Raw genomic sequence first — 21,926 nt, 5'->3', positions numbered from 1 at the left:
CTTATCTTTCTACAAAAAACCGATTACCTTGAGCCGGAAATCGACACTCAATTACCTTATACAAAATTTAGTAATCAGATTGTAATGTAACATATTTTGCCATATACAACAATGAAAAATAGATAGATTAATAGACCTTATGGCATAGAAAAAAAGCCGGCCCGCCCCTGCACCATGCTGGTTTTGTTTATTTATTATGCGATTTTGTCAAAAGTGGTTTCCATTATGTGTTCTTATAATAGAAGTGGTATACTATGTTGGACTACTAAATCAATCCATTTGATGGATTCGGGAGGTAAATGAACAAATGAAATTAGGAGTATTCAGCGTGCTTTTTGCACAAAAACCGTTCGAGGAAGCACTGGACTATATCGCTTCCAAAGGGCTTGATGCTATTGAAATCGGAACGGGCGGATACCCGGGAGACGCGCACTGCGACCTCGATGGATTGCTTGCGGACGAAGGTAAGCTGAAAGCGTTTAAGCATGCAGTAGAATCACGTGGATTGATGATCAGCGCACTTAGCTGCCACGGCAATCCGCTTCACCCGCAGAAAGCCATTTCGTCTGATCACGATTCGGTTATTCGCAAAACAATTGAACTGGCTAACCGCCTTGGCGTGTCGGTCGTTAATACGTTCTCCGGCTGCCCGGGTGACCACGAGGATGCCAAATATCCGAACTGGCCGGTTGCTCCATGGCCAAATGATTTCCAAGATATTTTGAAATGGCAATGGGAAGCAAAAGTTATTCCATATTGGTCTGAGATCGCTAAGCTTGCAACGGCTGGCGGCGTGAAAATCGGCCTTGAGCTTCACGGCGGCTTCTCCGTTCACAGTCCGGCTACGTTGCTTCGCCTTCGCGAAGCGGCAGGCAATGCAATCGGAGCTAACCTAGATCCAAGCCACATGTGGTGGCAAGGCATCGATCCTGTACAAGCGGTACACATTCTTGGCCGTGCAGGCGCTATCCATCACTTCCACGCGAAGGATACGACAATCGATCCAATCAACGTTAACCACCATGGCGTAACGGATATGCAATCCTACAGCCTTATGCTGGACCGCGCTTGGCAGTTCCGTACGGTTGGTTATGGCCATGATCTTAAAGTTTGGGCAGACATCCTTAGCGCGCTTCGTCTTGTCGGCTATGACTACGTTGTCAGCATCGAGCACGAGGACGGCTTAATGTCTGTAGATGAAGGCTTCACGAAGGCTGTTCAAAATCTTCAACAAATCCTGATCCGCGAGCCGCTTGGCGAGATGTGGTGGGTATAATAGATAAACAAGAAAAAGGTCTGCCGGACTTGTCCGGCAGACCTTTTTCTATGCGACATGCTACGCTAACCATACTTTAGTGATCATAATAAAGTCGATCAATACAAACAATGCGAGCGCAACTGACGTAAATCCGATCGCGAAGATGTTTTTCTTCGGACGCGTATTCAATAGCCGAACCAAACCGATTGCGATCAAAATGGTAAAAGCAAGCATAAACCAATCGAAAGTACCAATTTTACTTGCAGCTTTAGCTGCTTCTTCTGCCAAAAACATGAAGGGACCTCCTTTTTTTCGCACGTAACCTATATTACTATATGTTAGCTTTTTGTGGCTCCAGGCGCAAGTATGAATCCGGATTCGTAACAACTTTGTCACGATTTCCTAAAAATCGCTCTTTCACTATTCTACCCCTCAACTATAAATTGTCCATCTCTTCCAAGATCTATAACTGCAAAAAAAGGGATCGGGGAGCGTTAGCCCATCTAACACTCCCCCATCCCTAACCGCCTATTTGCTATTCAGCAATGCTAAAATCATCGTAACCGCTTCTGCCCGGGTTGCGTTATCCGCAGGGGCGAAGATGCCGCCTTCTCTGCCTTGAATAAGCTTCGCTTTGAATGCGGCAGCAACATAAGGTTTTGCCCATGCCGAAATTTCATTAGCATCCTTAAAGGTTAACTCCGCATCGTCTTCAAGCGGAAGCTTCAAAGCCCGGACGATCATCGCTGCAACCTCTATGCGCGTAATGGCCTGAGCCGGACGGTAAGTATTGTCTTGGAAGCCGCCGACAATGCCGGATTTCACCATGCTCGCAATATATGGTCTAGCCCAAGCCGGAATGCTGTCCAGATCTGCAAAATCAAGATCTGCTGACGCCTCCAAATGCATCGCCCTTGCCAGCATCGCAGCAAACTCCCCGCGCGTTACCTTCGCATTTGGACGGAACGTATTGTCCGTATAACCGTTAATGAATTTGAGCCGAACCGCTTCTTGGATCGCTTTGGAAGCCCAATGCCCTTCAATATCGGTTAGCACGACAGGCTCCGATGGCTTCGAAGGCTCTTCTACCTCCGGTTTCTCAGGTTCAGGATTTGTAATCACTCCTCCAGGGCTGCCGTCTCCCGGCGAGGTTGAATTCGCTAGCGTCTTCACGACAACGCTCGGACCATTCTCGCTCCATTTTCCGCCTGCGTTGGTTGCTTCTATTTTGAACGTATAAGACGTATCCGCAGTCAGACCGCCAACTTGGTAGCTATACACACTGCCTGCTACGCTGACCTGCTTCACGCCATCTTTATAAATCGCATATTCGGTAATGCTAGGCGCATCAACAGCTCCGCTCCATTCCAAGTTTGCCGTTGTTTGGGTCACATTCGAAGCGGCAACCGTACCTTTTTCCCATGTTGGCTGCTCAGGTACGGGCTGTTTGACGTGAAGGGTTAGCGACTTGGTCGGCAGTGAAACTAATTCGCCTGTCGCAGCATATTTAATGTTGTCAAAGGCAAAGGTGCGTCCATTCGCGCTATCCCATAGGTAACCGAGTACGATCCGGTCGAAGCTTGTTATCGCCGTCGTTGTTTTCACCAATTGGCCATCGATATACATCTTCAAATCGGTTCCTGATGTGTAGTCCCACTTCAGCTCATGCCAGCCTGTGCTCCGCTTGACCGGTGTTGCCTCCCAAGCGGTTGAAGAAGCGCTTGCCCTTACCGAGTAATGGGTCAATGATCCGTAAGTGCCCCCATCATAGAGCAAACCCATTCCCGCCAGCAAGCTGCTTCTTGCGTTGCCGACATGCGCGATCACGCGCGTCTTCGAGCTTTCGGAGCCGTCATCATAAAGCATCATCGATACGACGCCCTGCTGCTTGCCGCCAAACACCTTTTGAATGGCGTTGCTGCCGTTTCCAACTACATATAGAGCGCTTTGATCGCCATGATAGGCGACTTCATCCGAAATGCTGCCCGTTGTAATGCTCGTGCCCGTTTCCGGCGTGAAGTCATTCCAGCCGTTCTCGAAGCTCTCCGAATAAATCAAATCCTTGTACTCCCGTACCTTTGCGGAAACCTCGACCTCGGTTACACCGCTTAAGTCGCCAGTCACTTCAAGCTTGCCCGTCAAGGAATCTACAGCCACATTCTCATTATTCGTCGCATACTCCACCTGATGATAGTCGGCATATTGGATCTTATTTTGCTCCTCGGTCACGCCGTCAATTCTTAGCTGCAGCGTAGACTTCTCATCTGATAGCTCCGTACCGTCCGAAGCGATCTCATAGGATACGACCTTGGAAGGTGCGTGAACGATGACACGAGCCTCTCCTTTAACACCCGGATTAATGGTGCTTTCAGCTGTAATGGTCGCCTCACCCTCAAGCAGCGGCGACACAAATCCTTGCGCGTTAATCGAAGCTACGGCCGGGTTGCTGCTCGACCACTTGATTCCTTTGAACCAAGCATTCTCAGGCCCGACTATTGCGGACAGCTTCTCGCCTCTATGCTTGGCATGAAGCTCCAGCACCGGCTTGTCGATGACGATCGTTTGCGGCATAATTTCCGGTGCCTGCCCGCTCGGCGCGTCACCCGAATACTCATGCGCTCCGATATCAGTTGCTGCAGACGGCGAAATCGGATTATTAAAGAAGTCTTTTGTCGCGGGTGCCCACACGGACGGCGTCAAAGCTGTCATATCGAGCCCGGCATCGATAGCCGGCGAGCCTGGGAGCAGTTTGTAGCCGTTTAATTTGTCTGTATCAAAGGCGCTTATTCTAGCATTAACGATGTCCTTCGGCTCCTCGCCGGCTCTTGCGAATAGCGGACTCATGAACAGGTTTTGTTCCAATGACAAACCGGTAAGCTTCAGGTTTTGGTACTCGCTTCCCGGATAAAAAATATTGTTTTTCACTTCGCCGCCGGCAAAACGATCTTGACCAATCGTCGTACCCGCCTTGGAATAGAAAATGTTATTGTACAGCCTTACATATTTGCCCGGATCGCTGATCAGCCTCGTTTGCACATGCGCATCCGTAAAGAAAGTGTTGTTATGAATCAGCGGCGCATCGCCAAGCGTAGTCGGCAGGTAATGGAAAATATATCGTCCGTCTCCATCATTGACGCTGACGTTATAACGGACGAGCGAGTTTGTGGAGCCGCTCATAAACAAAATGAATCCGCCGCGGTTGCTATGGCTATAGTTGTATTGATACAGAGTGCCTTCGCAGAACATGTCCACGTCAAAGGCCTGTCCGTCGTTGTAGCCATAAATACCGCCGTAAACCTCGTTGTATTGAATCACCATATCCTTCACGCCGATAACCCACAAGCCGGCATAGTTAACGTTGCCTACATTTTTTGCGGAATGCCGAACGACCGTATTGTATTCCATTCTGCCGTTGCTGCCCACATTGCTCATGACGAAGCCGTCACCTTGCACGTCGGCAACATAATTGTTATTAAACACGACATTTTTGAGCACTCTAGGGAAGTTGGCTTTTGTATCGCCTTCCCGGTAAAGTCCCGCATTCCGAATCCCTTCGATATCGACTCGTTCAACTGTATTTCCTTCAACGAGCACGTCCTCGATATTGCCAAGGATCAAAATGCCGCCGCTGCCTACCTTCCAGCCCGAAGGATTGCCGTCTACATCATGGATGTAGTTGTTTTTGACTACGATTCCCCGGTGTGGATTAGCTTCCCATTCCGTTACGTTTGTTGATGCCGTTCTAATGTTAATACCCGCACGCTGAGAAACGACGTCAGGGTTTTTGTTCGTCAATTCGAAATTGCTAAATTGCAGATAGCTGCCATCAACAACATCGATCGTTGCGGATAACGTTTTATCTTTTACGCCTGCATAGTTTAGGATAATTGCTGATTTTTCAGTCGTCGTTGTACCATTGCCGTTAATGATCGGCCTTATAGACGGATCGTCGCTGCCGTATTTATCAAAAACGATAGGCGCTTCCTCTGTGCCCGAAATGCCTCTTAGCTTCAAGGAGCCATTCCATACGTCTCCAGCCTTGAATAAAATTCGGTCTCCAGGCTGCCAGTTTACGCTGTTGACCTTCTCTAACGATGCCCAAGCTTTATCCTCTGATTTACCATCATTCTCATCATTGCCTGCATTGCTTACATAATAGGTAGAGCTTGATACCGTCTGTTCCGCAGCAGCGGGCGGCTGCGCCCCCTCCAATGATTCACTTATAGCCTGTGCCGAAGCAGCGGGAAGCGCCATTGACGTTAAGAGTGCGACTAATAGAACCATTGAAACTAGTTTTTTCCTCATAAGATGTTTCAAAAAAATCTACCTCCACATCGTTTGTTGAAATCATGTCTTGATCGTAATTTTGTGGAACACCTCCTTATTTAATTGAACCTTCGTTTCTTTCAATCGTTTGACGACTTCCGTCTCCAGCATCTCTTTCACATAAAGCTGAATGACTGAACTCTTCACGTCCTCATATTTTTCAAGCCCTTTATCCCGCTTCGCAACAAGCCTGTACATATACGCTTCACTGTCCGATTGCTCGATTTCGCTGTATTCACCTGTCGAAAAATCGAGAAACCGGGTGTATAGATTTTGCGACAGCGTATCCTCTTTCGAGGTCTCCTCTAAGTCCAGCGTCAGCTGCTCGGTCGTTACTGCCACGCCAAGAGAAGCTGCCGCTTCGTCTACTGGAATATTTTTTTCAATAGAAGCTTGGCGGATTTTAGTCAATTGCTCCTGCTTCCCGGCTTCGGTATGGATCGAAATTTTCTCATAGTCAAACGCATAGCCTTTGTGAAAATAGCGCTGCTTCACCTTGTCATAGTAAGCTTTCAGCTCATCACCCGACATCGTGCTCTTTGCTTCCTTCGTCCATTTATCGATTAATTTCTGAACGTTCATGCTTTGATAATAGGAGTAGTACTCCGCTATTCCATATTTTTGGGGACCGTAGATAGGCTGGTTATTTGCGATCTTTTTTGCTCGATCCTTATTTTCCTGTTCATAGCTCTGCAAGAACGCCTCATACGAAATGTCGCTGACGATACCGTTCTCCATCATGATGATTTGTTCGACCTTAACTTTAGTCAGCTCATCCAACGCTTTTTGCTTCGCATACGCCAGCGGGTTTTCACCGTTAAAGGTTGAGGTCCAAAAGCTCTTGCCGTAATCGGCATTATAGGTCCGTTTGAAATAGCTGGTCGTTAAGGCCTTGTTATTTTGCAAAAATGCCTCAAATTCACGATCTGATACGTTGTACTTGTCGATAGTGAAAGCTGTTTTTGCATTGGAGCCTGTCGACGGCATGCTGCCAAGCCCAAAAGCTCCCGCAATAAATAAAATAAGGATGCTGGCTAAAGCGATTAGAAGCCTTTTCTCTTTCACAGCGTCCTTCCTCCCTCCTCAAATGTAAGCACTTACAATGAAGCTTTGTACCATTATAGACAGAAAGGAAACTTCGCTATAATGAATAAATTTGACTGATGTCGTATAAATTTTACCTTTTGCAACAAATGTGGCTGATTATCTGCAATGAAACGCCTTTATGGGTTTGAGCCGCGCCCCTCGAGCGCAAAAAACCTCCGAATTCAAATGAATTCAGAGGTTCTTGTTTGCTATATGCTGCTGCCGCAATCGTTACCAGTAACCCTTAATCCCCTTTTGCATGCGAAGCAGGGCTTCAACATAATAATAATCGCCCCAAATCATATAATCATCCGGAGCGCGATCGCCGCGCACATGATAGGACCCGTGCTTCAGCAGTCCTTCCGCATCCGGCAAATCCGTTGTTGCATAACGGCTAACTAACGACTCCATGCTGCTTTGGAGTGCTTTCTCGAATATAGCATGATCGGAATCGTCCGCAGATAGAAGCCCAAGCAATTCAAGCAGGCCGCATGCGGCGATAGCAGATGCCGAGCTGTCCCTTGGTGTATGCGGTTCAAGCGGTACGTCAAAATCCCAATACGCAACTTGATCCTCCGGCAGATGCTCAATGAAGTAATGGGCCAGTCGTTTGGACGTCTCCAAAAAAGCAGCATCCTTCGTGTAACGGTAGGCAAGCGCGAAGCCATAAATGCCCCATGACTGACCTCTTGTCCAAGTCGAGCCATCCTCATAACCTTGATGCGTTCCGCCTCGAAGGGCATGGCCGGTCTTTGGGTCAAAATAAAACGTATGGTAGGACGATCGGTCTCCGCGCACCAAAAATTTTTGGCTTGCACATGCATGCTTGTAGGCAATGTCATAATACTTTTGCTCGCCAGTTTGCTCATAAGCCCAGAACAAGAGCGGAAGATTCATTAAACAATCGATGATCATCCGTCCGCCATTTTCCGGGTCATCCTCCTTGCCCCATGCTTGAATAATGCCAAGCTGCGGCCGCCAGCGCGAATAAAGCGTTTCTGCCGCCTGCAGGGCGACCGCTCGTGCTTCTTCGCTTCCGGTCACACGCCACTGCGCCACCGCCGACAACGAATATAAAAACCCGATATCATGATGATCCAGCGCTACATGGCGATCCAGGCGGTCTTTAAAGTTCGGCAGGTATGCTTCCGCCGCTTCCTTATAAAAGGAATCTTCGCTATATTCATAGGCAAGCCACATCAAGCCGATGTAGAAGCCCTCAATCCAGTCGTCATTCTCTCCCCATTCATAACGCTGCCCTTCCGTAATATGCGGCAGCTTTCCAGGGTGTTTGCCTATATTTTGTTTCACTTTGCCAATCGCATCATCAATTGCCGTTTGCCACATCAACGATTCACCGCCTTATACGATATCCTTATGAAGGACATATTCGATTCTCATATTTCCCGAAGCATCACGCTCAATAATTGGCGGTTTTGTCCATTCCAGCCGGTTTTCTTCACTGTTCGTCGCGCCAAATACAGCAGCAATTAACACATGCTCACCCGGCTTTAACCTGGCGGTTAATGTCGGAATCATCGTACGCGGCTTCAGCACATTCGTATTGGCCTCCGGATAAACCAGCTCCGCCTGTCCATACCCGGCAATGCTGATGATGCCGCTCAGACTATTTGGCAACTGCGCCAGCACGCTATCTTTTGCAGCTTGAACAGCATCATTGACCTTTAGATCTCCGCTCGCTGTCTCAATAGCGAACCCGCCTTCGGCGACGTCCAGCTCACGCTCCGTCTTTATGCGATGTACGCGAACATGCCACAGGCCCGCAGGAATAATCCATGTCCGCACCTCGACATTTGCCCATGGAAGCCAGCGGGAGTAGACGGAATGCTCCTGAATGCGGAATTCCTCGCAAAACCGCCGGACGCGGTAATGCTCATCGCATTCGCTCAGCGCAAGCGTCGAGTCATGGGCTCCCTGCGATAGTCCGTAGTAGCCCTTCGGAACGCTAAAGCCGAATAAAGTCGAATAAACGAATTTCGAATATTTTGCCGCGCTGTGCGACATGTCGAAGTTCGCCATTTGGCCGGAGCCATAAGCCATTGCATGCTTATGCCCTTCCGGACGGCTAATCGTCATGCGCGCATGCGGCTGAGCGACGAGCGGACTTAGCTTGGGCAGAACCTCTTCCTCTGCCTGCCAGAAGGGATGCTCGTCAGGCAAAGCTAATATAAGAAACGCTTTATACGACCAATACGGCGAGCCCGGCGCATTATAGCCTTCTCCCATTAATAGATTGGGGTACGCGTATCCGATGCTGAGCAAGCCATCAGGCGTAAAGATCGGCTGCGAGAACCACCAGCGCAAATGACGCATAATGATGCCCTTCATCACCCCTAATGAATACGGCTGCACATCCGCAAACACCAGCGCACTCCAAAAGGAAACCTGCGCGAAGCGGTAAGTCAGGCTTCGTCCAAACGGGATGCTGCTCCCGTCCTCGGCAAACCAATGAATAAAATGCTGCGCGAATAAGCTCGCTCGCTCACGGTAACGCGCAGCGCGCTCCGCATCCTCATGCTCCATCAATTTGGCATAAATAAGCCCGTAATAGTGCATCGCGAACGGAATGTAATAATCACGCTGATCCGTCTTCCCATCCGAATACCAGCCGTCGCCTAAGTAATAGGTATCAATAATAGCGAGATACTGCTCCATCAATGCCTGATCATGCGGCATGCCTATTTTTTTGAACCCGACATTCACAAGGACAGTGAACATCAGCCAATTGTTCGGATTGGAGCGATCAACTAGGTTGATCTGGTTCAGCCACCGAAACACATTCTCTTTTTCCTTATCCGAAAGCGGCTCCCAAATTTTATGGGGAGCAAGCGCGAGCCCCAAGCCAAGCACGGACTGCTCCACCATCCTTTGATCCTTCGTGCCGAAGTCGCCCCAATACGCCTCATGGTTCGGATCCGTTCCATGAATGATGCCCTGAGCGTACATCGGCCACAAATCCGACTCCCCGCCGCCGCAGGCATGCGGGACAAGTCCCCACAGCGGTCGCGCGAATGCCTCCATCAGGGCGATCGCCTCGCTATGGATTGCCCCTGTAGCGCCAAGCGCCAATCCGGCATGTCCGGGAGTAAAATGATTTTTCAAAGGTTCAAAGGCATCTGTAACCGCTTGCTGCAAATCCGCTTTCGAGTGCAATCCCTTATCCCCTAACCCTCTCGCTGCTGCCATGAAAGCTCTCTCCGTTTCACTCGAAATGACCTTTGCTCCAAACCGAATATTCGCTAGGTCTCATGCCCATCTCTCGCTTAAACAATTTAATGAAGTAACTTTTGTTCGCATAGCCCAAATAATCGGATATTTCTTCGACGCTTTTGCTCGATTGCTGAAGCATCTCCTTCGCTTTTTGCAGCTTGACCATATTGACGTATTCGATAAAATTTTGGTTCGTCTCTTTTTTGAACAGGCGGCTAAAATAGCTGGAATTCAAGTTCAAATGATGGGCCATATCCTCAAGCGTCAATTTCTCCGTAACATGCGTCACGACAAATTGCTGCGCTTTGATGACCTCCGTCCGTTTGGAGCTGATCGCATAGATGCTTAATCGTCTGGATAGCTCATTCAAATGCTGAATCATCCACTCTTCCAAATGGTCCAGCGTTTCAATCGCATTCACCGCATCGTATAATTTCTCGCCGGATAGGAAGGGATGATACTGCAGCGTAACCTTCGTCTTCATTTGCAGGTCCATAAGCAGCTGCAGCACTAACTCCTTCACGTCGCTTGGATGGAATTTTTTCGCTCGAACGCCATTGGCCCACTCCACAATTGTACTCCGCAATGCCTCAGGCTCATTTAAAGCGATGCTTTGATTAATGCTGGCGAATAACTGAGCATACTCGGTATACATGTCCTCCTTGGAAAATGGCGCGATTTCGAAGCTGTGAACGGTCGATTCCCTCAGGTAAAAGCAATGCTCCGGCTCCTTCAGCATCGGCAGCAGAACGTCCTGCATCTCTTTAGGACCCCTTGTTTCCCTTCCCTGAATACAGGAAACCGATATTTTCAAATACTTTTGGATCGCTGCAATCGCTTCCCGCATCGCGTAATAAATGAGCTGCTGATCTTTGGCCGGCTCATCGCTGCCGTACAGGATGACGAGCTGCTTATTGCTGTAACGGAACGTTAACCAGCGGGATGTATCCAATAAATCCTGCAATACATTTTCCACCGAGAACGCAATCGTATAATCGTTCAGTTTCCTATTGCTTGCTACGGTCGACATACGGTCAATAATAAGGACGAGCGGAATATAGCTTTTGGCTTGAAGCCGAACACCGTTGGTCCGGGCATGCTCGATCCAGGTCTCTTTTTTCCAAAACGATTGAAACAAGGTGTCTTTGAGAAACTTTTCTTTGAGCGCCGATTGATTCATCGCTTCTTTCTGCTTGTACAAAAGCATATCCGTCGTTTTCTTCTTTTCTGCCTGCAGATCGGTTACGATATTTTTCAATATCGCTTGCAGCTCCTCGACATCCAAGCTTTCCTTCAAAATATAATCCTTCACGTTCAGCTTCAGCGCTTGCTGCGCGTACTTGAATTCATTGTGGCAGGACAGCACAACCGCTCGGCCCCTCGGATTAATTTCGCAAAACTTCTCGAGCATTTCCAGCCCGCTCATCTTAGGCATGCCAATATCGGTCAAAATAATGTCGGGCGGGTTTTGGCATGCGGCCTCCCAAGCCTCTAAGCCATTTGAATAACAGCCGATCAGCTTAATGTCGAGCTCCTGCCATAAAACCGTTTGTGAGAGATAACGTACGACCGGATAATCGTCATCCACTAGAATTGCCGTCAACACGCTGCGCACCTGCTCTCTCACACTCGAATGGGAAAATCAAAGTTATCGTCGTTCCAACACCGGACTCGCTTTCAATCGTCGTTTTGACAGACTCTCCATAAACGAGCCGCAGCCTTTGAAACACATTTTTTACGCCGATACCGGAAAAGCTTTTTCTTTCGCCGTCCTGCGTTTCGGAATCGTCCTCGCTTTTTGCTTGCAGCTCCTTCAGCTTGCTCTCCGTCATGCCGATGCCGTTATCCCGTACCGTTATTTGGAGCAGCTCGCTTCCGCTGCTTTGCTCCTTGCTGGCGTCGATAAAGATCTCGCCGTCAAATTGCTCGAAGCCGTGAATAATCGCGTTTTCAATCAACGGCTGAATCATGAAGCGCGGAACCAACGCTTGCTCGCAGCCATCCTCGAAGTTATAAGCGACTCTAACCTGATTGGCATGGCGGAAATTCATCAGCCTCACATAATGGAGTACAGTATCCGCCTCTTCTTGCAGAGGAATAAACTCGTTATCCCGATTAATCGTCATTCGCAGCAGCGAGGACAACGACTTGATTAACTCCGCATTTTCCCGATCTCCCTGCACCAATATGTTAAGCCTGATCGAATTGAGCAGATTAAACATAAAATGCGGATTGATTTGCGCTTGAAGCATTTCCAGCTCGGCTTTGCGCTTCTTCGCCTGCTCCACCGTAATTTGCTCGAACATTTCCTGAATACGGTCCAGCATAAAATCAATCGTTTTAGCCAGATGTCCGACCTCGTTATGCCCGCGAATGCCATTTCGCTCGTCAAGCTGCCCGCGTCCGATCTTCGTCACGAACACGCTTAAATCGCGTATCGGCTTCGTCAACGCTGAGATCCTTATCGTCAACAGGCCAAAGAACAAAGAGAAAAACAACGCTTGAACGATAAAGCTAATGAACAATACCTGTTTATTTTTATCGATGGCCGCTGACAAAGGAATAAGGCTGACGACCCGCCAATCATTGCTTTCCAATACTTGCTCCACATAAATATATTTTTTGCCCTCTATTTCAATTGTTCGCTCCATTCCCTCCGGCTTCCACCAAAGGAGCTTCTCCCCTATTCGGGAAGGGTCAGCATGGGAAATGACAACTCCGCTCGCGTCTAACAAAATCATTTCCTGATTTTCGTTAGTGGTGAGATAGGGACGAATCAACCGTTCGTTCACATTAACGATCATGTAGCCGATTGGAATGCTGGCCGTCCGTTTGATCGGCCGTCCCATCGTGACGAAGGTAAACTTCGTCTTCGCCGATTGGACTTGTTCACCCAGCCAATAAGATGAGAACAACGGCAGCTTATTAAGATTGGGAAACCAGCTTTTCTCATACCATAATCTTGGGTTAAGATCGCTATGCGAATAGTTCGTATAGAAGGGCTCTTTCACCCCTAAAATCGTAACTTGAAAATCATCCTTTTGAATAAAGAGATCGTCCAAAATCCGCGACAGCTTGCTGAAATTGACCGCGTACTCTTGCTTCTGCTGCGGCGAGGCTAATTCAGCCTTATTAACCATAAGCATTTGGCGAATTTCGTTGTTCATCAACACAAAATTGGATAAATTCAACGTTTGCTCGAAAATGCTGTTAATTTCCGATTTAGCAACCTTGAGCGAGTCTTCGGCATTCAATACTACTTTTTCTAAAATAATATCTCTCGTAAAATAGTTCGTGACTAAATAAATAACGGCGAGTGGGATGACAAAACAGATCAATGCTGACCACACTAATTTCTTCCGCAGCGAATCTTGTCGAGTTAACACGAGTGCAGGCCTCATATCTGAATAGAATAGGGACAGAAATTGGTGCTCCTCCTGTCCCACAACATTGTAAGCCCTTTATTATGAAAGATCAATTTCGATTCGGCACTTCATTAGTTCCCGTTATTCTTAACAACCTCAGCAATATTTTTATCAATATTAGCAATCGTGGTGTCCACGTCCTGCTTGCCTAGAATGTACAGCTCCGCCTCAGGGATAACCGTATTTTTAGCTTCATCGGCGTATTTAGCAGGTACTGGCGCCGTTCCTGGAATGGTAGTGCTCATCGTATATTTCAGCGACTCCACGTCAATTTTTGAAGGATCCTTAGCTGCAGCTACAATCGTATCGATAAGCTTGCTGGAATCGGACTTCGCCCAGCCGGAGAATACGCGGCCGCTAATGCCAAGACCTTCAGAGGTATACCATCTTACAAACGTATATGCCGCTTCTTTGTTTTTCGATTTTGCAGCTACGCCCATATAAGTCGGTTGTACCGGCGAGTAATGTTTGCTCTCTCCGTCAAGTTTTGGAAGCGGCGCGAATGCCGTTACGAAATTAGCTGGAATCGCATCCGTGCCCCCGGATTCAGCTACCATCCAGTCACCCATTGGCAGCATAGCAGCTAAGCCGTTGAAGTATTGGTTGCGGTAAGCCAGCTTCTGCGAAATAATGTCCTCGTACATATTGGCGCTCTTGTCTTCATACATCATTTTTTTCATCATTTCCAAGTTCGATTTAAACACCGGATCAGTCGCATTGGATGTACCGTCCGCTTTCAGGAACGTATTATCGGTCGCTTTGCTCATCATTTGCAATTGGAAGTAATCCGGCCAGTTATGCAAATAAGCGCCATAACGTTTCGTTGTTCCTTCGCCCTTAGTGAGCTTTTTCGCATATTCCATGAACTCGCTCCACGTCCAGTCCGTCGGAACCGGCAAGCCTGCCTCGTCGAGCATCTCCTTGTTCAAGAGCACGAACCAGCGCTGCATGGAAGAAGGCAAAGCGTAAATTTTATCGTTAACCTTCGTATCTACCAAATACTCGTCTTCGTATTTATAACCGTCCTTTTCAATGTAGCTGTCCAAAGGCTCAAGCAAGCCAATATCGGCACGCTGCGAATAGTTCGTATAAGGCAGCTCGATAATATCAAGCTGGTCATTGGAAGCCGCCATCAGATCTAATTTTTGCATGGAAGCAACCGAGTCGCCTTTTTCATTGAGCAGGTCAAGCTCTACTTTAATATTCGGGTGTTTCTCTTCAAAAACGGAAATAATGTCGGTCCACTTTGCTTTACCGTCCGTTTGCCATGTGCTTAGCTTCAACGTTACTTGCTCTGCCGCCGCTGTCTCTTTAGGAGCGTTAGTAGCGTTTGTAGCATTTGTGGCGGAGCTGTTCGGAGTGCCGCCATTGTTGCCCCCGGAGCAAGCCGTTGCGAATACTGCCAAGCCCAATAACATCATCGATAATCTCTTTTTCATAGTAACCCTCCTAATATTTATGACCCGTCTAGTTTTTGAAAACGTCTACAATCAAATCCTACCACTTACAAATCGTATTCGAAGTTCTCATATTTTACTGAAGAGAAACTATTTTGACTTTGTTACCCTTTTACGCCGCCGAGCGAGATCCCTTCGATAACCTGCTTTTGGCCAAGCGCAAAAATGATAAGCAGCGGAACGATCGCCGATACGGCGCCCGCCATCATAAGCGAGTAGATGTCCCCGTACTGGTCGCCAAACAGCCTAATGCCAAGCTGAATCGTGAATAGGTCCTTCGACTTCAAAAAGATTAGCGGATACTGGTAGTCATTCCATGTCCATATGAAACGCAGAATAGCATATGTTGCCAAGCCTGGACGAATAAGCGGCAGCGCGATTTGAAAGAAAGAACGGAAGTGGCCTGCGCCATCCATCCGGGCCGACTCCATAAACTCATTGTTCACGCCCATAAAAAATTGCCTGAGCATGAAGGCTCCAATAATGCTGAAGCTATTGATAAGTATAAGGCCAATATGCGTATCGATGAGGTTCATCCAGTTAAACAATAAAAATTGCGGTACAAGCGATGCTTGAGGCGGCACCATATACAAGGCAAGTACGAGAAGGAACATCGTATCTCTGCCGCGGAACCGCAGTTTAGAGAAGCCGAACGCTGCCAGTGCGCAGACGAAAACATTGATAAAGGTTGTCGTTAACGTAATGTAGATGGAGTTGAGATAATAGTTCAAAAATCCTCCTGTCCACACTTGCTTATAGTTTTCGATGAGATGCCACTTCGTCGGAATCCATTCAATCGGAAAATTAAAGACGTCCGCTTCCGGCTTGAACGAGGTCGTCAGCATCCATAAAAACGGGAGCAACGAGATCATGCCCGCCGCTGCCATAATGATGGTCCATCCTATTTTGGATACACTCACGTTTTTCATTAGCCATTCCTCCTCTCCGAATTAATAGTTGACCCATTTTTTTTGTGCGAGCATTTGCAAGCCCGTAATTGCTAGACAGATAACGAAGAGAACAAGCGCCATACTCGATGCGTATCCCGTCTTCAATTGATTGAAGGCCGTATCATATAGCTCGTACACGATAACGGTCGTCGAATTGGCTGGTCCGCCCTGCGTGAGCACTTGGATCAAATCAAAAATTTTGAACGTTCCGATAATCCCGGTAACGAGCAGGAAAAAGGTCGTCGGCGATATGCAAGGCACGGTGATTTTGCGAAACTTGGTCCATATATTCGCGCCGTCGATGTCGGCCGCTTCATACAAATCCTTTGGAATCCCCTGCAAGCCAGCGATGAAAATAATGATGTTATAACCAAGCAGGATCCAGATTTGAATCATCATGAGCGACGGCATCGCATAATCGATATCAGCCAGCCACTTCGGCGGGTTGTCGATTCCGATTGAAATCAAGAAATTATTTACCGGTCCATGCGAAGGGTGAAAGAGTACCTGCCATACCATCGCAACGGCGACCACGCTAGAAATGTAAGGCAGGAAATAAACGACTTTGAACATATCCTTTAAATAAACATGCTTATCAATAATGATCGCCAGCACCAACGCGAGTATGATTGTTATAGGTACCGTAATGATAAAGATAAGGTTGTTTAATAAGCTTTTCATAAACACGCCATCATGAAATAATCGGACAAAGTTATCCAATCCTGCAAATTTAATTGCATCCACCCCTGCGACAAAATTCCAATTCGTAAAGCTAAGCAATAATGATCCTAGAACGGGAATCAACGTTAGCACAACGAGCCCGATCATTAAAGGAGCGACAAATAAGTAACCTGCTATTTGCTCCTTAGCGCCCATACTGAGCTGGATCAACGTTTTTTTCTGTTTCATGAAGCTCCTCCTTCAAACTTTCTGTATAGCTTCATTTTAGAAAAAAAAATCGCAGCTCATAAGAATTAGATCTTTGTATTTTGGAACATATTTTACTTTTTTATCATTTCACACACAGGGATGGGCAAAAGCCGTTTTGTTCATCCGCGGTCGCAGCTCCGTCTCTTACAGGTTGTAAATATGCAAAAAAAAGAGAAAGCCATCTGATTAATCTCAGACTGCTTTCTCTTCTATTCTTGCTTATTCTGCTGCTGCAGCTACCTTCTGATTCTCTTTATGCTGTGCGATGGTCCTTGCGCGATCACGCTCAAGAATCGGCTTCAAGTATTTGCCCGTATACGATTGCTCTACCTTAATGACCTGCTCCGGCGTTCCTGTCGCAACGATCATACCGCCGCCGCTGCCGCCTTCCGGCCCTAGATCAATGAGGTAATCCGCTGTTTTGATGACGTCCAGGTTATGCTCGATGACGAGTACCGATTCGCCTGAATCAACCAAACGATGCAATACCGTCAGCAATCTATCGATGTCGTGCACGTGCAAGCCCGTTGTAGGCTCATCTAAAATGTATAGCGTCTTGCCCGTCGAACGGCGGTATAGCTCAGCCGCCAGCTTCACCCGCTGCGCCTCGCCGCCAGACAATGTTGTTGCAGGCTGACCTAGCTTCATATAACCAAGGCCTACATCAAGAAGCGTTTGCACCTTGCGGTGAATGCGCGGAATGTTCTCGAAGAAGGAACAGCCGTCTTCAATCGTCATTTCCAGCACTTCGGCAATGTTCTTTCCTTTGTACTTCACTTCCAGCGTCTCGCGATTATAGCGTTTGCCCTTGCAGATCTCGCAAGGCACGTATACGTCGGGAAGGAAATGCATCTCGATTTTGATAATTCCGTCGCCGCGGCATGCCTCGCAGCGTCCACCCTTCACGTTAAAGCTGAAGCGGCCTTTCTTATAGCCGCGAACCTTCGACTCTGTCGTGCTTGCGTACAAATCACGAATATCATCAAAAACGCCTGTGTAAGTGGCAGGATTCGATCTTGGCGTCCGGCCGATTGGCGATTGATCAATGTCGATGACCTTCTCCAAATGCTCGATGCCTCGAAGCTCCTTGTACTGCCCTGGACGGGTTTTCGCTTTATTCAAATCACGCGCTAGCGTCTTGTAGAGAATTTCATTTACGAAAGTCGACTTGCCCGAACCCGAAACGCCCGTAACCGCCGAGAATACGCCGAGCGGTATTTTTACGTTCACGTTTCTAAGGTTGTTTTCCTTAGCGCCGCGTACCTCCAGCCATTTCTCGTTTGTTTTGCGTCGTTCAGCCGGCACTTCGATAAACTTGCGCCCGCTTAAATATTGTCCGGTCAACGAGTTTTCATTTTCCATCACTTCCGCAGGCGTACCTTCGGCAATGACCATGCCGCCGTGAATGCCTGCCCCAGGTCCAATATCAATGATGTAATCGGCTGCGAGCATCGTATCCTCGTCATGCTCTACGACGATCAGCGTATTGCCGAGATTGCGCATATGCTCTAGCGTCTCAATCAACCGGTCGTTGTCGCGCTGATGCAAGCCGATGCTTGGCTCGTCCAGTATATAGAGGACGCCCATCAAGCTGGAGCCGATTTGGGTTGCCAATCGAATCCGCTGCGCTTCCCCGCCAGACAGCGTCCCCGCTGCGCGGCTGAGCGACAAATATTCAAGCCCGACATTAACAAGGAAGCCAAGGCGGCTGTTTATTTCTTTCAAAATGAGGCTCGCAATCGCAAGCTCCTTCTTCGTCAGCTCAAGCGACTCGAAGTACCGCTGCGCATCGCCGATGGAGAACGATGTTACTTGCGACACATTTTGCGCGTTGATCGTTACTGCCAAGCTTTCCTTGCGCAGCCGCTGTCCCTTGCAGCTTGCGCATGGCTTGGCGCTCATGTAGTTCTCAATATGCTCGCGCATCATATCCGATGCCGTATCGCGATAGCGGCGCTCGAGGTTATGGACGATCCCTTCGAATGGAACATAGGCCTCTTTGCGATGGCCGAAATCATTTTCGTATAAGAAGCGAACGCGCTCTCCGCCTGTGCCAAAAAGCAGCTTCTTCATCTGCTCGGGCGCAAGCTCCGATACCGGCACGTTTTGCGGAATGCCGTAATGCACGCAAACCGCGCTCAGAAACTGCGGATAATAGTTGGACGTGCTGCCTGCCCAAGCTAGGAAAGCCGCATCCTCAACCGATTTGGTCGTATCAGGTACAAGCAAGTCCGGATCAACGATCATTTTGACGCCTAAGCCGTCACACTCCGGGCATGCACCATATGGGCTGTTGAAGGAAAACATCCGCGGCTCCAGCTCTTCGATGCTGAATCCGCATTCCGGACAAGCAAGGTTCGAGCTGAAGAGCAGCTCCTCTTGATCGATAATATCAACGAGCACGCGTCCCTCGGACAGCTTAAGCGCCGTTTCCAAAGAATCCGCAAGCCTAGTCTGAACATCCGACTTCACGACGATACGGTCGACCACGACTTCAATGCTATGCTTTTTGTTTTTCTCCAGCTCAATCTTCTCGCTAAGCTCTCGGAGCTCGCCGTTTACGCGGACCCGTACGAACCCTTGCTTCTGAATATCAGCCAGCAGCTTGGTATGCTCGCCCTTGCGTCCCGAAATAAGCGGCGCCAAAATTTGCAGCTTCGTCTTCTCCGGGTATTCCATAATCCGATCGACCATCTGCTCGACCGTCTGGGAAGTAATTTCTATGCCATGCTCCGGACAATGCGGCTTGCCGATACGGGCAAACAATAGCCGCAAATAATCGTAAATTTCCGTAACCGTGCCGACTGTAGAACGCGGGTTGCGGCTGGTCGTCTTCTGGTCGATCGAGATAGCCGGTGATAATCCGTCGATCGAATCAACGTCCGGCTTTTCCATTTGTCCAAGGAATTGACGCGCATAGGCAGATAAGGATTCCACGTAGCGGCGCTGTCCTTCCGCATAAATCGTATCGAATGCGAGCGAAGATTTACCAGATCCGCTTAGCCCTGTCAGTACGACAAATTTGTCGCGCGGTATGGTGACGTCAATGTTTTTAAGATTGTGGGCGCGAGCGCCCTTAATAACAATTTTATCGCTAGCCAATCGTTTCTCCTCCTACTTAACCCATCTCTGCGCGCAGCTCCAGCAGCGCGTCCCGCAGCTCCGCTGCACGTTCGAACTGCAGATTTTTCGCTGCGTCCTTCATATCCGCTTCCAATCTTTGAACAAGCGCCAGACGATCCTTCTTGTTCATCTTGCCTGCGCCGGCTTCGGTCAAATAATCAGCCTTCTGCTCGGCTACCTTAGTTGCTTCGATAACGTCATGTACTTTTTTGCGAATCGTTTGCGGCGTAACGCCGTGCTTCTCATTGTAGGCAAGCTGAATCGTACGCCGCCGTTCTGTTTCTTTTATCGCGCGATCCATAGAATCGGTTATTTTGTCGCCGTACATGATGACTCGGCCTTCGCTGTTGCGCGCCGCGCGTCCAATCGTTTGAATAAGCGCGCGGTCCGAGCGAAGGAAACCTTCCTTATCCGCATCGAGAATCGTAACTAAGGATACCTCCGGCAAATCCAATCCTTCGCGGAGTAGATTGATGCCGATGAGAACATGGAATACGCCAAGCCTGAGGTCGCGCAAAATCGCTAAACGCTCTAGCGTCTTTATATCGGAATGGAGATAGCGAACCTTGATGCCAATCTCCTTCATATAATCGGTAAGATCCTCTGACATCTTCTTCGTCAGCGTCGTAACAAGAACCCGCTCATCCTTGGCAATGCGATCGCGAATCTCGTTCAACAGGTCATCGATTTGGCCCTTCGTCGGCCGAACGTCAATGATCGGATCGATTAGGCCGGTAGGCCTGATGATCTGCTCGATCATTCTGTCGGTATGCTCGATCTCGTAAGGACCTGGCGTAGCCGATACATAAACGAGCTGCTTCGCCTTCGCTTCAAACTCTTCAAAGCGGAGCGGCCGGTTATCCATCGCGGAAGGAAGCCTGAAGCCATGATTGACCAGCATCTCCTTGCGCGCGCGGTCACCATTGTACATCGCCCTGATTTGCGGCAGCGATACATGTGATTCATCGATGACGATAACCATGTCGTCGGGGAAATAATCGAGCAGCGTATACGGCGTGGCGCCGCGTTCTCTGAACGTTAGCGGTCCCGAGTAGTTCTCAATGCCGGAGCAGAAGCCCATCTCCGCCATCATTTCCAAATCGTAGCGCGTCCGCTGCTCCAGCCTTTGCGCTTCAAGCAGCTTGCCTGCCTCGCGCAGCTCGGCGAGCCGCTCCTCCAGCTCGCGCTCGATGTTCACGAGCGCTACCTTCATCGTCTCCTCCTGCGTAACGAAGTGAGACGCCGGGAAAATAGCGATATGATCGCGTTCGCCGATAATTTCGCCGGTCAGCACGTCAATTTCCGAGATGCGTTCGATCTCGTCGCCGAAGAGTTCCACCCGAATGGCACGCTCATTGTTGGCAACGGGGAAAATCTCAACGATATCGCCGCGAACGCGGAACGTTCCCCGCGTAAAGCTTATATCGTTGCGTTGATATTGGATATCGACAAGCTTATGCAAAATCGTATCGCGCGGCTTCTCCATTCCCACTCGCAGCGAAAGCACGAGCCCTCCGTATTCCGTCGGAGATCCGAGGCCATAGATGCAGGAGACGCTCGCTACGATAATCACGTCGCGCCGTTCGAACAGCGAGCTTGTCGCCGAATGTCGCAGCTTATCGATTTCATCGTTGATGCTCGAGTCCTTCTCGATAAAGGTATCGGTTGAAGGGATGTAAGCTTCCGGCTGATAGTAATCATAATAGCTCACAAAATATTCGACTGCGTTATCCGGGAAAAAAGTTTTGAATTCACTGCACAGCTGTGCGGCCAGCGTCTTGTTATGAGCAATGACGAGCGTTGGCCTGTTCAGCTTCTCCACCATATTCGCAATCGTGTACGTTTTGCCTGTACCGGTCGCGCCGAGCAGCGTCTGATGCCTCTTGCCTGCCTTTATTCCTTCCAGCAGCTGTTCGATCGCTTTCGGCTGATCGCCCTGCGGCGTATAATCCGACTGAATTTTAAACAGCTTCGTTTCCTTTGCAAGTTCGCTCACGCTTACCATCCACCCCCATCATTCCGAATACTCTTATCATTATGGTCAAATATATGAATTTCATTTCATCAGCTTTCACAAAAATAAGAATGTTTGTTCCCGTATATTATACCGTTATCTTTCCTGCCGCGCAATGATCCCCTA

13 protein-coding genes are annotated in these 21,926 nt (G+C 48.6%); 1 reads left to right on the top strand and 12 read right to left on the bottom strand.

Annotated features, from left to right (window positions below):
• The first annotated feature begins 307 nt into the window (after positions 1–307).
• A complete protein-coding gene (locus ADU23_RS11365) occupies positions 308–1,276 on the top strand; it encodes a sugar phosphate isomerase/epimerase family protein (RefSeq protein ID WP_053373851.1) in 969 nt (322 codons plus the stop codon).
• A 60-nt stretch (positions 1,277–1,336) separates the two neighbouring features.
• Here ADU23_RS11365 and ADU23_RS11360 read toward each other — a convergent pair whose 3' ends face one another.
• The 12 genes from ADU23_RS11360 to uvrB form a co-directional block, all read right to left on the bottom strand.
• On the bottom strand, positions 1,337–1,552 hold the full coding sequence (locus tag ADU23_RS11360; protein ID WP_053373850.1) for a hypothetical protein: 216 nt from the start codon (positions 1,550–1,552) through the stop codon (positions 1,337–1,339).
• A gap of 234 nt (positions 1,553–1,786) precedes the next feature.
• Positions 1,787–5,575 (bottom strand): S-layer homology domain-containing protein, encoded by a 3,789-nt coding sequence (locus ADU23_RS11355; protein ID WP_053373849.1) that lies wholly within the window; start codon positions 5,573–5,575, stop codon positions 1,787–1,789.
• Between the two features lie 30 nt (positions 5,576–5,605).
• A complete protein-coding gene (locus ADU23_RS11350; RefSeq protein ID WP_053373848.1) occupies positions 5,606–6,649 on the bottom strand; it encodes a peptidylprolyl isomerase in 1,044 nt (347 codons plus the stop codon).
• Between the two features lie 252 nt (positions 6,650–6,901).
• Complete coding sequence (locus ADU23_RS11345; RefSeq protein WP_053373847.1) at positions 6,902–8,017, bottom strand: glycoside hydrolase family 88 protein; 1,116 nt, start codon at positions 8,015–8,017, stop codon at positions 6,902–6,904.
• A 15-nt stretch (positions 8,018–8,032) separates the two neighbouring features.
• Positions 8,033–9,877 (bottom strand): DUF2264 domain-containing protein, encoded by a 1,845-nt coding sequence (locus ADU23_RS11340; protein ID WP_082311067.1) that lies wholly within the window; start codon positions 9,875–9,877, stop codon positions 8,033–8,035.
• Between the two features lie 16 nt (positions 9,878–9,893).
• Positions 9,894–11,507 (bottom strand): response regulator transcription factor, encoded by a 1,614-nt coding sequence (locus ADU23_RS11335; protein ID WP_053373846.1) that lies wholly within the window; start codon positions 11,505–11,507, stop codon positions 9,894–9,896.
• Positions 11,482–13,287: a cache domain-containing sensor histidine kinase gene (locus ADU23_RS11330; RefSeq protein ID WP_053377586.1), complete on the bottom strand. Its 1,806-nt coding sequence runs from the start codon at positions 13,285–13,287 to the stop codon at positions 11,482–11,484. The genes ADU23_RS11335 and ADU23_RS11330 overlap by 26 nt, the downstream gene beginning before the upstream one ends.
• A gap of 110 nt (positions 13,288–13,397) precedes the next feature.
• Positions 13,398–14,765 carry an ABC transporter substrate-binding protein gene (locus ADU23_RS11325; protein ID WP_053373845.1) on the bottom strand — a complete coding sequence of 456 codons (1,368 nt, stop codon included), beginning with the start codon at positions 14,763–14,765 and terminating at the stop codon, positions 13,398–13,400.
• Between the two features lie 122 nt (positions 14,766–14,887).
• Entirely contained in the window at positions 14,888–15,712 is an 825-nt protein-coding gene (locus tag ADU23_RS11320; protein WP_053373844.1) for a carbohydrate ABC transporter permease, read from the bottom strand.
• 21 nt (positions 15,713–15,733) lie between these two features.
• Positions 15,734–16,642: a carbohydrate ABC transporter permease gene (locus tag ADU23_RS11315; protein ID WP_053373843.1), complete on the bottom strand. Its 909-nt coding sequence runs from the start codon at positions 16,640–16,642 to the stop codon at positions 15,734–15,736.
• Between the two features lie 240 nt (positions 16,643–16,882).
• On the bottom strand, positions 16,883–19,765 hold the full coding sequence (uvrA, locus tag ADU23_RS11310) for an excinuclease ABC subunit UvrA (protein WP_053373842.1): 2,883 nt from the start codon (positions 19,763–19,765) through the stop codon (positions 16,883–16,885).
• 16 nt (positions 19,766–19,781) lie between these two features.
• Positions 19,782–21,782 (bottom strand): excinuclease ABC subunit UvrB, encoded by a 2,001-nt coding sequence (gene uvrB / locus ADU23_RS11305; RefSeq protein WP_053377585.1) that lies wholly within the window; start codon positions 21,780–21,782, stop codon positions 19,782–19,784.
• Positions 21,783–21,926: the final 144 nt, after the last annotated feature.

This window comes from Paenibacillus sp. FJAT-27812, from assembly GCF_001273905.1.
GTDB lineage: Bacteria > Bacillota > Bacilli > Paenibacillales > Paenibacillaceae > Pristimantibacillus.
This window is presented reverse-complemented; position numbering and strand designations above follow the sequence as displayed.